Here is a 14,820-nt window from a genome sequence, read left to right as displayed (position 1 = left end):
ACAAAAAAAAGAAAAATTAATTTCAATTTAATTAATAATGAAAAATAAAAACCTGATGCCTTATCGATTCACTTCACAAAATCAGCACTCAAAATCACAAATTGCATATACAAGATGAATCAATGAGCGTCAAAAAAGGCAGCAAATAACCTTATTAATCAGAATGACTTGATGATTCCCCGATCCACATCGGACGCACAATCTTTTCTATTTTTCGATCCGCCTCTCATATACAGAAGTTAAATTTCATATAACCATTGAAACGAAACAAACATTTCCTTATGTTCTGGCTGACATCAGGATAAGGTAGTGCCGGTGGAACTGGCGCTGAGGTCCTTACTTGTCCCCCCGACAAAGGAATAGACCATGAGTGAACAGCAGATCCTTATTTCTCCCGTAGCATCACGCGGCGATAAGTTAACCTGGACGACCCGGATAGCCTATGGTGGAGGCGATACCGCCTGTAACGTCGTTTTCGGCATGATCGGCACAGTTTTAACGCTTTTCTATACGGATTATGTCGGCATCAGTATCGCCACGGTCGGTCTGGTAATGCTGATCTCACGTCTGTTTGACGGTGTTTCCGATGTCATTATGGGTCTGATGGTTGAGCGCACAAACTCTCGCTGGGGAAAATCACGCCCCTGGCTGCTGTGGATGAGCGCCCCCTACGCCGTATCGGCGATTCTGCTCTTTACCGTGCCCCAAACCACCGGAACGCTGCAGTTTCTCTACCTGCTGGTAGCCTATAACTTCTGTACCACCGTGTGCTACACCGCGATCAACCTCCCCTATGGCAGCCTCTCCGCGATGATGACCCGGACCTCCTGGGAAAGGGATATGCTTAGCATCACCCGCATGTCGATGTCGCCATTTGGCCGCATTCTCGCCGTGGCTTGTACATTGCCGCTGGTGAAATATTTCGGCGACGATCAGGCAGCATGGATTAAAACCATGGCCATCTGGGCTTTTCTGGCGCTGCTGTTACTGCTGTTTTGCTTCTACAAATGTGAAGAAAAAGTGGTTATCAAAGCGCGGGAAAAGCAGGGAAACGTAGCGGTAAAAACGCAGCTTTCTGCCCTCTTCCGTAACCAGTACTTCTGGGCCAGCGCGATCCTCTGGACAGCCCAGAGCGTTTATTACACCGTGGTTGGTATCGCGCTACCTTACTACTGCCGCTACGTGCTAGGCGACGATACCTTCTACAGCTCCATTTTCGTGGCCGAAACCGCCTGCATCATTATTTTCACCTTCCTGAGTTCCATCCCCATTCGAAAATACGGTAAACGCAACGTGGCCCTTTGCGGCATTGTGCTGGCGACCATAGGCCAGGTGCTGTTTATGTTTAATTCTGACGACTACCACTGGGCGCTGGCCAACGCCATTATTCGCGGTATCGGCTTCGCGCCGCTGAATGCCGTGCTATTCGGCTTCTGCGGTGACGCCGTCGAATACGGCCAGTGGAAAACGCGCGTCCGCCAGGAGGGAATGATCTTCTCTGCGGGGTCTGTCGGTACGAAGCTCGGCGCAGGCATTGCCGCCGCGGTTATCTCCGGCCTGTTAAGCCTCTCGGGCTACGTCAGTTCCAGCAGTGGATCCGGCGTTCAACCGCAAAGCGCTATCGACATGATTAATAACGTTTATCTCTACGGCTCATTCTTCCTGTGGATTGTGGTCATCATCACCCTGCTGTTTTATCGGCTGGATAAACAGTACCCACAGATTATGCAAGAGCTGAAAGAGCGCGAAGCGCGTGGAGAAATGTAAAGCCCGAAACCTGGCCCGCGCCTCTCCGGGTGCGGGCTATCCAGAAGAACATCTGAAATCCGAAGTCTCTCTTTAGAGGAGTGCATCATCATGTTAAACGGCATGAAACCCTTATCTCGCTCCCTGCGCTGGGGAATGGTCGGCGGCGGCGGCACCAGCCAGATTGGCTACAGCCACCGCTGTGCAGCACTGCGCGACAATGTCTTTACCCTGCTGGCCGGCGCGCTCGATATTGATGCCGAACGCGGCCGTCAATTTGGCGAGCAACTCGGAATCGCCCCCGAGCGCTGCTACGCCGACTATCAAACGCTATTTGCAGAGGAAGCCAAACGCCCTGACGGCATTGAAGCCGTTTCGGTCACTACGCCGAACAATACCCATTTCGCGATCACCAAAGCAGCGCTGGAAGCGGGGCTGCACGTTATCTGTGAAAAACCGCTGTGCTTTACCGCCGCCGAGGCCCGCGAGCTGCTGGCGCTGAGCAAAAAGCAGAACAAAATAATCGGCGTTACCTACGGCTACGCCGGGCACCAGATGATTCAGCAGGCGCGGCAGATGATCGCGGAGGGTATGCTTGGGGAGATCCGCATTATCAATATGCAGTTTGCCCACGGTTTTCATAATGAAGCCGTTGAACTGCAGGCTGAATCTACCCGCTGGCGGGTAACGCCCAAATATGCCGGCCCTAGCTACGTGCTGGGGGATCTGGCGACTCACCCGCTATTTATTGCGGAAACCATGGTGCCAAATCTGAATATAACCCGGCTGATGTGCGCACGTCAGAGCTTCGTCAAATCGCGCGCGCCGCTGGAAGATAACGCCTTCGTGCTGATGGAATATAATAATGGCGCCGTCGGTTCACTGTGGACCAGCGCAGTCAACAGCGGCGCTATGCACTCACAAAAAGTCCGCGTCATTGGCGAGAAAGCCAGCCTTGAGTGGTGGGATGAGCGTCCAAATCAGCTCAGCTATGAGGTGCAGGGCGAACCCGCGCGCGTTCTTGAACGTGGAATGCCCTATTTAAGTCCGCAGGCGCTGGCAGACGACCGCATCGGCGGCGGCCACCCGGAAGGGCTGTTTGAGGCATGGGCTAACCTTTACCGCCGTTACGCCATCGCTATCGATGCAATGGATCGCCGTGACCAGGCGTTTCTGGATAACTTCTGGTATCCGGACGTCGAAGCCGGGCTCCACGGGGTCTACTGGGTTGAGCAATGCGTCAAATCCGCCGATGCAGGCGGCCAATGGGTTGATTTTAACTGCCAATAATCTCCGCTAGCCGGCGGAGCCCGCTCCGCTGGTTTCTTTTTGTCTACCGCCCTCACCTCATCGTGCAACACAGCAGTAATATCTGTTAAACAAACATCTATTTACGCTTCTGGCTCCCCCCACTACACTAGGCGCAGTTTTTAGATTGAGGTGGTAATGAACGATAACAAAATGACGCCAGGCGAACTGCGCGCAACCTGGGGTCTGGGGACCGTTTTCTCTCTGCGCATGCTCGGCATGTTTATGGTCCTGCCGGTTCTGACCACTTATGGCATGGCGCTCCAGGGCGCAAGTGAAGCCCTTATTGGCCTGGCTATAGGCATCTATGGACTGGCGCAGGCAATATTCCAGGTTCCTTTTGGCCTCCTCTCCGATCGCATTGGCCGTAAACCGCTTATCGTCGGCGGCTTGTTAATCTTCGTTCTCGGCAGCATTATCGCCGCGCTTTCCGAATCGATCTGGGGCATTATTCTTGGCCGCGCGCTGCAAGGCTCCGGAGCGATTGCCGCAGCGGTAATGGCGCTGCTTTCCGACTTAACCCGCGAACAGAATCGCACTAAAGCCATGGCGTTTATCGGCGTCAGCTTTGGTATTACCTTCGCCATCGCCATGGTCCTCGGACCTATTATCACCCACCAGTTAGGCCTGCACGCCTTATTCTGGATGATTGCCGCTCTGGCGATGCTCGGGATTCTGCTTACGCTGTGGGTTGTGCCAAATAGCCATAATCACGTGCTTAACCGTGAATCCGGTATGGTGAAAGGCTGCTTTAGCAAAGTGCTTGCCGAGCCAAAACTACTGAAGCTCAATTTCGGCATTATGTGCCTGCATATTATGCTGATGTCCACCTTTGTTGCCCTGCCGGGTCAGTTGGAAGCTGCCGGTTTTCCCGCAGCTGAGCACTGGAAAATCTATCTGGTCACCATGCTGGTCTCTTTTGTTGCCGTGGTGCCGTTTATTATTTACGCCGAAGTAAAGCGCAAAATGAAGCGCGTTTTTCTGCTCTGCGTTGCCATTTTACTGATCGCCGAGATCGTACTTTGGGGAGCGGGAGGCTATTTCTGGGAACTGGTTGCCGGCGTTCAGCTATTTTTCCTCGCGTTTAACCTGCTCGAAGCGTTACTGCCTTCGTTAATCAGTAAAGAATCACCTGCCGGCTACAAAGGAACAGCGATGGGGATTTACTCTACCAGCCAGTTTCTTGGAGTCGCGATTGGCGGTTCGCTAGGCGGCTGGGTAGACGGCTTTTTTGATTCACAAACCGTTTTCCTGCTTGGCGCCCTGCTGGCAATGCTGTGGTTACTGGTGGCCAGCACCATGAGCGAACCGCCTTACGTTAGTAGCCTGCGGGTCGAGATCCCTGCCGACGTGGTGGCGGATGAAATGCTACAGCAACGGCTACAGGCTCAAGCAGGAGTTAAAGAGGTACTGGTAGTTAACAACGAACGTTCGGTGTATATCAAAATCGACAGTAAGGTGACTAACCGCTTTGAGATTGAGCAGGTGATTAAGCAGGGGGCAGTTCAGACCGTTCCCGCGTAAAGTGGTTAAGCAGCCAGGGACATGGTACGTGGCAGGTATGATGTCCCTGCTGCGTACTGGCGAAAGCTTGCGTGACGGTCTCCCCTCCCAATTATCTTCGCCGCTTTAAGCGTTGGTTTAGCGTTATCCCTCTCATCTTCTTTAAGCTAACGCTACGTTTCAAATCCCCACTTCACCTCCCCATAAGAGGGCTGAGCCCAGGCAGACAAGCAGAAAGCGGCATGAGATGCTTCGCAATAAACGCACCGGGAGGATAGCAGCGCCGCTCAGTCTCTGGGATTATCACCGTGCAGCTGTTCTGACCTGGTGATAAACATCAAAAACAACTTTTTTGAAATAGGTAAAGGACAAACATGAACTGCCTGAGGGATTATCTATATTAGAACGAAGAAAGCGACGGTGAATTATAGATAGCTTATTTTTATGGATAGCAGTATAGGGCCATTCACATAAAACAATCTAACATCACTATGTGAATTCATAATACCCGCAGCATAAAATTTAAAAATTACGTTCTAAAAATGCCACATAGCCATTACTTTCAGTAAGAGAGATAAAAGATTGGTAGTAAACCCATATCCATAAAATATAAAATCAATCAATTATAAAAAACGCAATTATTCGGAATTTTTATTAGAAGCACGAATTTATCATCACGTTAACTATTCATAATGAATTACCGGTTCATTTAAATATTCACTATTATCAAAACAAAGCCCTGGTTAATATTTACGAGGGTGTACTCAGCTTGCCCGCAACTAAGTAATTATAAATAGTAATAGCACAGGAATAAAAAATGAAAGAATTAACACAATATGAAATGGAAAATATCTCGGGTGCTGGCCTCTTTGACCTACCTTGTGCCCTGGTTGATTTCACTATTCAATCCGCACTTGGACTGATGAAAGTCGGCTTTGATGGCTCCCTTACCATTGCCAAAACGGCGCTGGAAACCTCTCTGGATATGCTTAGCAACTTGCTGAGTGGCTGCCCATCCAGTATTGGTAGCATTCTGGCAGATCACCTGAATTCAATGATGTATGAAAAATCAGGTATCTGGTCAAACTTCGTCTATGATGCAGCGACGAACTGGGGCGACGTAGTTTCTTCTTTACAGAAATAAAAAACCAAGCCAGTCAGGGAACTGACTGGCTTTATCCATTCAACAATACATCTTTTCAGATTAACATTCACATATAATCTACATCCGCTCATTCAGGATTGTAAACTGCAATGCTGTCGTGCATATCTCCTTAGTAAGTTTTATTTCATTTTAACGTTCAATTCGATCGCAACGAAAATACATATCACATGCGACGATATAATCATTATGCCAATGCCAGTAAGCATGTAGATAGAAATAAAAAAATGAAGGCAGAGAGCAGGATAAAAAATAAAATTCAAAATAAATACTCAATCCCGAAAATGCCAAAATGACATTGAGCAATACAATCCAAATAAACTGAGTGATTAAAACCATGAATAATCTAAGCCACATCGCTTTATTATAGAGCCATGGCCAGGGGATTGACTTTGATAGATGGAAGTCAAATTCCCTCAGGAACAATCGCCCAAGAAAAATGTAGCGTTTCGATGGACGGATGAAGATCATATCTAAAAACAAAACAATAACGCAAAGAATAAACATCGCTATCATTAATCTGGCTGAAAAAAAACCATCCGCCAAAGAAAAATCATCCTCATTTGCTAACGGGCTGACTATCAAGCTATTCATTAAAAAGGTGATAAAAAGATTAAAACCGACGTAATGATGTAGATTGCGCCAGACTGCCTTTTGGGCAGTAAAATCCTTCATTCGCTTCACATAGCTATAACGTGCATATTTAAACGCCAGGTAAATAGCCAATGGCGAAATAATAGCAATACAAAGTAGTGCATGACCCGATGACATAAACGACAGGCAGCTCGTAATGAGAAGATAAAACATCGCAAAGTATGAGAAGGTAACCACTGCCGGATGCCACAAAAACGCCTCATACGAGGATATAGCTTTCCCCTGAAAACAGGAAAAATCTATATGCTTCATGACACATTTATAACCCCAATAGTTTTTCAGCTCGTAAATAAAAGAAAAGACAATTAATGCCAGGATAACGCTCAGGCTCAATACATTACTCGGCAATAAGTTATAACCATTGTTTTTCCAGAAAAGGAAAAGTAAAAACATAGTTAAAAGATAAAGATAAATAATCACTCGTTTATCCTGATAACGAGTAAATGTTAAATAGTCAGGGATCATAGCACCTCCATTACAAGCCAATCAGCTTTCTACAATGCATGACATTTTCTGGCGCGAAACGCCGGAAGTCATAAAGGAGTTGTCCTAAATAAGCTTTATTGCTGAACTCCAGAAAAGTTACCGGCTGAGAATTCTGTAAATGAGCCGCAAGAGATTTTGTCCATTGCACCGTATGCGTCAGATGTAGAGCCAGATTTTCTTTGATCTGCTCAGGAAGGAATTCTGCTTGCCCGGTAACATTCATCAGCACGCTGTATTTAGGCGAACAAATATCGATTTTTTGCAAAAAATCGCGCATCATCTGAACACCATCGGCCATCAGACGCGTATGCCATGCGCCGCTAACCCCCAGTTTAACCGCCTCTAAACCGGCACCATAAAGGATCTGTGAGATACGGCCCAGATCAGCAGTCGTGCCACCGATAACCTGCTGACGACAGCTGTTATCACAACTCACCTCGACAGGTATACCAGATGCGGAAATCATGTTAGTTAAGGTTTCAAAATCAGCGCCCTTAACCGCGAGCATAGCTCCTTTATGAATTTTACTTAAATCATTCATAATCTTTGAACGGGTATGTATCATCCTAAAAAGCGCCTCCAGGTTAAATGCACCCGCAGCGAAAAGCGCGCTGTACTCGCCAACGCTATGCCCGCAAGAACCCACGATTGGCAAATCAGGCATTTTTTCCAGACAGAGGCAATAGAGCGTCACGTTAATAGCCGTAACGGCAACTTGCTGAGCCGTTGTCTGGACCAGGCGACTCATCGGCCCGCGCTCGCATAAACGGCGAATATCAATTTGGGTAATATCGCTCGCGCAGTCCCAAATATTTTTTGTGACTGCATTCAGATCCCACAAATCAGACCCCATTCCAATAACAGGGTTACCTTGTCCTGCAAAGATAAGAGCGACAGAAGGTGTTGATAGCTGTGATACCATAAAATATCCTTATAAATAGTATTTAAAACCGACATAAATGCTTAGTGTTTCACCAAATAGCGCAAACTCTGATTCAGAACCTCCCAGGGAGCTGTATGCGCCGGCATATAACTCAAACGGCGCCCACTTACCTTGCAAGGGTTTAATAAAATGGGCCCCAAATAATACGCTGCCATCCGCTATATTTATCATTGCATAGGGTTGCAGGGTGGACTGGTCATGATTACGCAGACTAAAATAGGTATTAAAGTAATGTTTGGATAACAGCATGCCTTTATTTGAAGTGTTACCAATCTCTGAGGCCATAAGATACTTATAGCTATCAAACGCCCGGTCTAAAAAATCGTAGCCAGTCCTGTATCCCATCAAGCGAATGAAATCAATCTGCTCCTGCCAGGCCTTTTTCGAATATCCCTCACTCTGAAAATAGTATTCTAAGCCGAATACGCTAAAGCTATCAGTTGTATACTGCCCGCCAAGCGCAAACTCAACGCCTTGTTTATCCTCCACAGAATAGAGTGAGGATGGAAATGCGCCAGCCAGTACGGCCTCTTTTTTATCATTTGAGAAGTGACGCCACTGCTGGCCTTTATGCCAGGAAAACTCAGCATTAATTAAAAACTGTGATGTATAATTATATAGTTCTGATAATGAAAACGCCGGATTATCGCCTAATAGTAAATTAGCGGACAGGCGATGACTAGCTAGTCGGTAATCATTATAAGTTAATAGGTAACGCTCTTCGCTATTTGAGCGTTGTGCTGCAGACCAGTTGCCTGATGATTCATAGTACTTATCGATACTGCTCAATCTGGGAGCTAGCGTAAGTAAAAAATTATAATCCTGATACTCTTTAGATAATGTACCCCCCCAAAATGATTCGCTATAAGCTGATTCCATTGCTGGCCCATATATTCGGTTTGTTTTAAAACCGGAATAATAATTTGTCAGCAATGTAGCGGGGGATCTTAAGAAAAAGGCCCCTTTTGAAGGTCTCAGCTTCCCTCCTTCCAGGCGTGTTGTATCAGATAAAGCATAGGTAAAACGCAGTCGATCTATCATTATTCTTGCACGATTTTTATCTTTTTCAAAGACTCCGGGACTGCGAATCGGATAATAACCTAAAGAATAAAATGAAAAATCCATATTGAGATTATTATCCACTAGATCGCACTGACCTTTTATGCCTAACGCAATATCATTATAAACATTGTCGGCCACGTACGGATTGCGACCATCAATTTTCCAGATTGACGGTTCTTTATTTACATATGAAATCTGCGCTGCCAAAGTAACATCCATATTATCTTGCAACACACTTGCGGACAGACAGTGTCCCTGAACCAAGGTAGAGACTAAAGTAAAAAAGGGAATAAGGACGTAGAGAGATATTTTCATTGCCCCCCCCTTAATATCGCCTCTTTTGTAAAAAAATACTCAGGTAATTTTTCCAGTCTTACGTTACTATATTTCATCACTGAATAGCCTTTTGCATATCGAGCACTCTGTACGACAATTTCAGATGGCCGATATTTATCTAAAATTTTCTGGTAATTTTTATAGGAGACTTTTTTGAGCAATTGGTTATCAAGGGAGTAATAAGATGCCTGGTAAGGCCTGAAATCATCTCCTTGTTCTACAAGGTATATCACCTTTGGATAAGTTACCTTATCCGATTTGCGTATCAGTGATAGTCTATAACAGACTTTCTGTCCGCAAGGTTCAGTACCTTCGATTGTAGAATCGTAGGCGTACTCAAAATTAGTGACGATAACGTCTGCATTTGAGATTTGGCCACTCAACCTTTGTGCCGGTGAAATAGGTATCGGTTTTCGTAGTTCAGGTGTATAAAACCAGAGATCGTACCAATCAGAAAGCATAATCTTCCCTTTATCCCGTGGAGGATAAATAAACCGGACTAAAGAACGCGCATCTGCCCGCGAGCCATTTTCAGGTTTCATAAAACGCATTGACACATCGAGAATTTGTTTACTCTCCGGCTGCTCGCCACCCTCTTTATATTCAAGAACAGTTACCGTATAGCGGAAAGGTACATTAGGCGAACGTATATCATCAGCCAAACGTATAATATCTATAGCCTGAGGTGCCGGAGTCTCGGCTATTACCCAGGACGAAGAAAAAAAAGTAATAAGAATAAGTAAGCGCAGTTTCAGGTGTTTCATACTCATTCCTCAGGAATATTTAAACGCCGCAGAAATATTGAGCCGTGATGCGCGATACGAAGGAAGAACAGACGCAAGAGCTGATGTTAAAATCGGTAAAACCAGCGTAGTCCAGAAAAGCTCGACATTATCGATCTTAATAAACGCAGTATATCCTATCGATTGACCCGGGGATGGCGGCATAGCAATCCCATAAACATTGATCATCGCAGCTAAACAATATCCCACCAAAACACTCCCCATGGCACCAAACACGCCAATAAAAACACCTTCCAGCCAAAATAATAATGTCACATGGGAGGCCTCAAGACCAATGGCTCTCAGGGTGGCTATTTCACGCGTTCTCTCAGCAATATTCATCGTTATTGAATTACCAATCATAAACACGACAATAAGCGCGACAATAAGTTTGATAAAGAAATATATGCCTGAGAGCATTCCCTCGACCTGTTGATAAAAAATAGATGTTTCTTTCCAGTCCTTCACAACCAGCGGCAACTTATTGTCAACAATATATTTATTCAACTTAACTATAAATTCATCAACATTATTATTATTCAGCAATATAAGTACTTTACTCACGCCATCTGTGCCCATAATCCTTTGTGCTGTATCTAGCGGAACCTTCAATGCTACATCATCATAATCTTTAATACCGGATGCAAATATCCCACGCAATTTTAACGATAAAGCTCCCTGGCCACCTGATGTATTAACTACCATCACATCAAGCCAGTCGCCATAACCCGCGGCAAGAGTTTTTGCCAGCCCGCTGCCTATTGTGATTTCATTACGTTTTACGCGCGATAAATCACTGCCTAAAATGATTTTATCAAAGGCACCCAGTTTCAAGGCAGGTAAAGGCTCGACCCCCTGAGCAGAAAAATAGCTTGAGGTTTCATTTTCATATTGAGAAATAACTCCTGTAAACTCAAGCTGCCCTGAAAGGGTGGATATATCATTAGCTAGCGAAGAATTATGCATAATATCATTTTTTAGAGCAGCATAATTATTGATGAGATGTTTACTCTTGTTTGCAGTATCAAAGTACTCCTTGTTATAAACTTGTACATGACCAATGTTTGTGCGGATTGTTTGCTGCTGGAGAATCCAGAAAGAATAATTAATAAAGCCGCCATATAAAAATATGGCAACACCACCAAGAATTATCGCACAAATTGTTGACAAAGTTCTTCTGCGATGCCTTAATAAATTCAAAAAAGAAAACTTAGCATCACGGAAGCGGAAAACGACACAATAGATGATAAATAAAACAATTATAAGCACAAAACCATTTACAAAGATCATATTCATTGACATTTATTTGGCCCTCATAAGGGGTATAATAATTTGCGTAACTTCATCAAGTTCCCAGGTAGATGAACCGTTATAAGCCATATCAATTTTTTTATTTGGATTATCCACCTGTAATATTGATAATAATTGGCCAGCCTGTTGATAAAGTTTACAGTTATAAAATGCTCTGTAGCGCATATCATTGACGTTATCTCGAATTCTGCTACTTAATTCTTGTTTTAGCAGTATGTCTGTGTCCTCGAGGGTAATAACGCAGCGTCCCAACTCGGCGGGTAGGTACGCATCGACCTTGGCACGCAGATATCTGATGAGTGGTATGTTTTGATTTAAATCCACAGCTTCATCGAGATAAAAGAAGCCTGTTTTAGCATACTCTGAAGCCTTAATAATATCATTAGTGGCCAAAAAATAGTTTGCTTGCCTCAACATCCCGTAGGCATAAAAAACCAGCGAAGCAATATTTCCGGTCTTTTTGAACTCATCGGATAGAGATTGAGTAGTTTTTGCTAACACGTCAGGCTGAGTTGGAAACCCATTATGGAGTATGCTTTCAACTACAGGCGTATAAGTGGGAGCCGCCGTGGCGGCTACAATAACCAGAGACAGGCTCAGGCACAGTAACCTGAAGAAATTATTCATATGAATCATAAGCTAATTCTCCATCACGGATTTCCACCACTCGGCGCGCACGTTCCGTTAGCTGGGTGGAGTGGGTCGATATAATAAAAGTGGTGCCCGTTTGATGATTGATATCTAGTAAAAGATCCAGAATTGCGTCTCCCGTCGCCAGGTCGAGATTTCCCGTAGGTTCATCTGCAACGACAATCTGAGGTTCATGTGCGAGTGCTCTTGCTATGGCGACACGCTGTTGTTGCCCGCCAGATAGCTGCCCCGGTTTCCGGTCTTCCAGGCCGGATAAACCCACGCTATTCAGAAAATGGAGGGTTCGCTCCTTTGCAGTTCTGGCATCGAAATGGCCATTAAGTATCAATGGATAAAAAACATTATCAAACACGTTAAGTACCGGGATTAAATTAAAGAACTGGAAAATAAATCCCAGATGCTTACTACGTATTGCTGCCAGATTTCTCTCTGTCAATGCATTCATATTTTTATTGAGAAAGAAAACATGCCCTGCGGAGGGTTTATCAATTCCGGATAATATATTTAACAATGTGCTTTTACCACTCCCAGAAGGCCCACATAAAGCCATAAACTCGCCAGCAGCGATATCAACATTGATATTTTTAAGTGCAACAACCTCGTTCTCGCCCATTCCATAATTTTTATAAATACCATGCAAAGAAATAGCTGGCAATTCTTTAATATTAGCTCTCACTGTGGCCTCATGGTTAATACCAGGTATCAAAATAAGTTAAGCCGCCATTATAATCGGGCAAGATTGTTCTCATGCGACCACCCTTAAAAGCGTGCTGAAAAATATGATGCCAGCTCAAAGCAGGCGTTATGCAACCACTAGAACCATATTTCTTTTCAAGATCGAGTAATTTTACAGGATGGTTAAAAAATGGCGTTATCGAACTGGCCCTGCCGGAAAATGCAACCAGATCAATATCTGATGCATAATTTTTTTGATACTGTGATGAGTCTGCGCTAAAATAGGGCCCGCAGTTTACTTTTAGATCACCAGTTGTTTGACTGAAAATAAAACATCCTACGCGTTCGATTGATAAATTCATCCCAGGAATTTTTCGAGATTCTTTCATTTTACTACGAGGATTAATATTTGTTGCGGTAAACGCTAACAATGGTATGGCACGATAACCACCACAAACAATGACAAAATCAAAGATATCCCAGCTTAAATAGTCTTGCGCCAGGCGCATTGCCTGAATCAGCGCATTTTTTTCACCGCGGATTTTGCATGTCACATTATCTACAGAAAACTTTTTTACTAAATTTTTTGGTAGTGTATCAATGGTAGATAAATGCAGCGTACTTATATCATATTCAAAGCCAGCCGCTTCTCCCCATGAGTCAACATAGATAAAAGCAGTTCGTGATTTCATCAATAGCATACGTTCCTTCTGAGGCAACGCCTGCATTGCGACATCGGATACTTTTTCTAACGCAGAGATATACGCCATGTAATTAGTTCTGTTCACTACTTCTTTGTCATAGGCATCTGCGCGAGTACCAAATCGTTTAAAAGCCCAGCTATTTGTATCGGTATTTTTCAAAGCTATATCATAGGAATGTGCTTCCCAAACATTTAGCCAACTGGGACTGTATAAAAATAAAGGTGCCTCGGGCTCCATAAGAGACAACGATAATAAATGCATAGCATCATCCATTTAGCTAGCTTCCCTGGCGGTATTGGACAGCAAAGCTGCGATAATAGAACCATCTACCCCTAAGCCGGTTTTAAGCAAATGACTCTTGTGATGTTTTATTACTCCCGGCCCGGTAAGAAAGTGGTGAGCTATACCATTAACAATGGGTTCATTAATTACCGGTTTTATTAACTCATGACAACTTACTGAATGATGACCAATTATTAAATCTACCAATCCAGAACCAGTAGCGGTATAACCTATTTGCCCTTTGTAAGCGAGGACTGGTAGCATATTCTCCCCTGCCAGAATAGCAATAGCTTTCGCTTCAATGCTGTCACTGAACGCTGTACCATTACCATGAGGGATAAAAGCGCACACGTCCTCAATTTTAACTCTCGTATCATTCAAGAGTTGGTTGACTAGTTTTAATATACAGGTACTCTGCCAGTAAACATCGTTACTTCTACTGGCATTAATCTGTTTATAAGCCGTCTTGATACTCACTCCATCAACAAGTTGTCGAGCCAGGCGATGATGGTCACTTTCAAGTACCAGAACGCTATAACCTTCAGCAAAGATCACCCCTTTGCTATTTACACCAAACGGTTGAACAAGATCCGTATCCAACATTGATTGAGTTGAGAGAAACCAAATATCCTGAGATTTTACCTGGGATATATTAATAATGAGAGCAAGCTCTATACCACCGCGCTCAATTGCATGGCTTGCCAGATGAACGGCTGTAAGCCCGGAGTTACTGGTGCAATTAATATTCGGTGGTAGATACCGCAAACGATATTTTTTAGCCAAAAGCTCTGCAATTATATCCTGAGACATATTTTTGGCGCATAAATTGGTTATTGAAGGAGTCAGCGCGAGATCTTCAATATCATTATAAGTAGCGAAAGAACGATAATCTATAGCATCAACTCGAGGCCCTATACCAGTAATATAGACTCTGATATTATCTTCTCGAAGACAATTCTCATCCAGCATTGACTGCCTTAAGGCCTCATCAATTAGGCGATAGAGTAATTCAGGAATGCTATCATTACTATATTTCATCTTTGCAACATTGACATTACCACGAAGCCCACATTTAATAGCTTCATCATTCGACTTGAACCAAGGCGCGGTTTTGACACGCTTTCCCTGTTTCAGATTTGCAATGAGCTGTGAACCATCATCGGCAAATGGTAAATGAACGCTATAACCAGAAATAATAGACTTCCTGTCCATCGT

13 protein-coding genes are annotated in these 14,820 nt (G+C 44.4%); 4 read left to right on the top strand and 9 right to left on the bottom strand.

Features of this window, described 5'->3' with window-relative positions; all coding sequences use genetic code 11:
- Positions 1-366: 366 nt before the first annotated feature.
- From K2184_RS13870 to K2184_RS13855, 4 genes are all read left to right on the top strand, one after another.
- Positions 367-1,767 (top strand): MFS transporter, encoded by a 1,401-nt coding sequence (locus K2184_RS13870; protein WP_023329370.1) that lies wholly within the window; start codon positions 367-369, stop codon positions 1,765-1,767.
- A 90-nt stretch (positions 1,768-1,857) separates the two neighbouring features.
- Positions 1,858-3,036 (top strand): Gfo/Idh/MocA family protein, encoded by a 1,179-nt coding sequence (locus K2184_RS13865; protein WP_004111004.1) that lies wholly within the window; start codon positions 1,858-1,860, stop codon positions 3,034-3,036.
- Positions 3,037-3,192: 156 nt separating this feature from the next.
- On the top strand, positions 3,193-4,578 hold the full coding sequence (locus tag K2184_RS13860; RefSeq protein ID WP_004099503.1) for an MFS transporter: 1,386 nt from the start codon (positions 3,193-3,195) through the stop codon (positions 4,576-4,578).
- 796 nt (positions 4,579-5,374) lie between these two features.
- On the top strand, positions 5,375-5,701 hold the full coding sequence (locus K2184_RS13855; RefSeq protein WP_163524604.1) for a hypothetical protein: 327 nt from the start codon (positions 5,375-5,377) through the stop codon (positions 5,699-5,701).
- A gap of 150 nt (positions 5,702-5,851) precedes the next feature.
- Here K2184_RS13855 and K2184_RS13850 read toward each other — a convergent pair whose 3' ends face one another.
- The 9 genes from K2184_RS13850 to K2184_RS13810 form a co-directional block, all read right to left on the bottom strand.
- Positions 5,852-6,838 carry a hypothetical protein gene (locus K2184_RS13850; RefSeq protein WP_135800027.1) on the bottom strand — a complete coding sequence of 329 codons (987 nt, stop codon included), beginning with the start codon at positions 6,836-6,838 and terminating at the stop codon, positions 5,852-5,854.
- 10 nt (positions 6,839-6,848) lie between these two features.
- Positions 6,849-7,781, bottom strand: coding sequence for an ACP S-malonyltransferase (locus tag K2184_RS13845; protein ID WP_163524602.1), 933 nt, complete (start codon positions 7,779-7,781; stop codon positions 6,849-6,851).
- A 9-nt stretch (positions 7,782-7,790) separates the two neighbouring features.
- Positions 7,791-9,179 carry a hypothetical protein gene (locus K2184_RS13840; protein WP_064355442.1) on the bottom strand — a complete coding sequence of 463 codons (1,389 nt, stop codon included), beginning with the start codon at positions 9,177-9,179 and terminating at the stop codon, positions 7,791-7,793.
- Complete coding sequence (locus K2184_RS13835) at positions 9,176-9,964, bottom strand: outer membrane lipoprotein-sorting protein (RefSeq protein ID WP_163524600.1); 789 nt, start codon at positions 9,962-9,964, stop codon at positions 9,176-9,178. The genes K2184_RS13840 and K2184_RS13835 overlap by 4 nt, the downstream gene beginning before the upstream one ends.
- A 9-nt stretch (positions 9,965-9,973) precedes the next feature.
- Positions 9,974-11,284, bottom strand: a complete 1,311-nt coding sequence (locus K2184_RS13830) for an ABC transporter permease (protein ID WP_004099496.1) — start codon at positions 11,282-11,284, stop codon at positions 9,974-9,976.
- Positions 11,285-11,929 carry a hypothetical protein gene (locus K2184_RS13825; protein ID WP_004099495.1) on the bottom strand — a complete coding sequence of 215 codons (645 nt, stop codon included), beginning with the start codon at positions 11,927-11,929 and terminating at the stop codon, positions 11,285-11,287.
- Positions 11,913-12,557 (bottom strand): ABC transporter ATP-binding protein, encoded by a 645-nt coding sequence (locus K2184_RS13820; protein ID WP_373332936.1) that lies wholly within the window; start codon positions 12,555-12,557, stop codon positions 11,913-11,915. Before K2184_RS13820 ends, K2184_RS13825 begins: the two co-directional genes overlap by 17 nt.
- A gap of 76 nt (positions 12,558-12,633) precedes the next feature.
- The gene (locus K2184_RS13815) at positions 12,634-13,596 is read right to left on the bottom strand and encodes a hypothetical protein (RefSeq protein ID WP_004099493.1); all 963 of its coding nucleotides are present in this window, start codon (positions 13,594-13,596) and stop codon (positions 12,634-12,636) included.
- Positions 13,597-14,817: a beta-ketoacyl synthase N-terminal-like domain-containing protein gene (locus K2184_RS13810; protein WP_004099492.1), complete on the bottom strand. Its 1,221-nt coding sequence runs from the start codon at positions 14,815-14,817 to the stop codon at positions 13,597-13,599.
- Positions 14,818-14,820: the final 3 nt, after the last annotated feature.

Origin of the sequence: Klebsiella sp. K5-306 (genome assembly GCF_051835185.1) — a bacterium.
GTDB classification, from domain to species: domain Bacteria; phylum Pseudomonadota; class Gammaproteobacteria; order Enterobacterales; family Enterobacteriaceae; genus Klebsiella; species Klebsiella oxytoca.
This window is presented reverse-complemented; position numbering and strand designations above follow the sequence as displayed.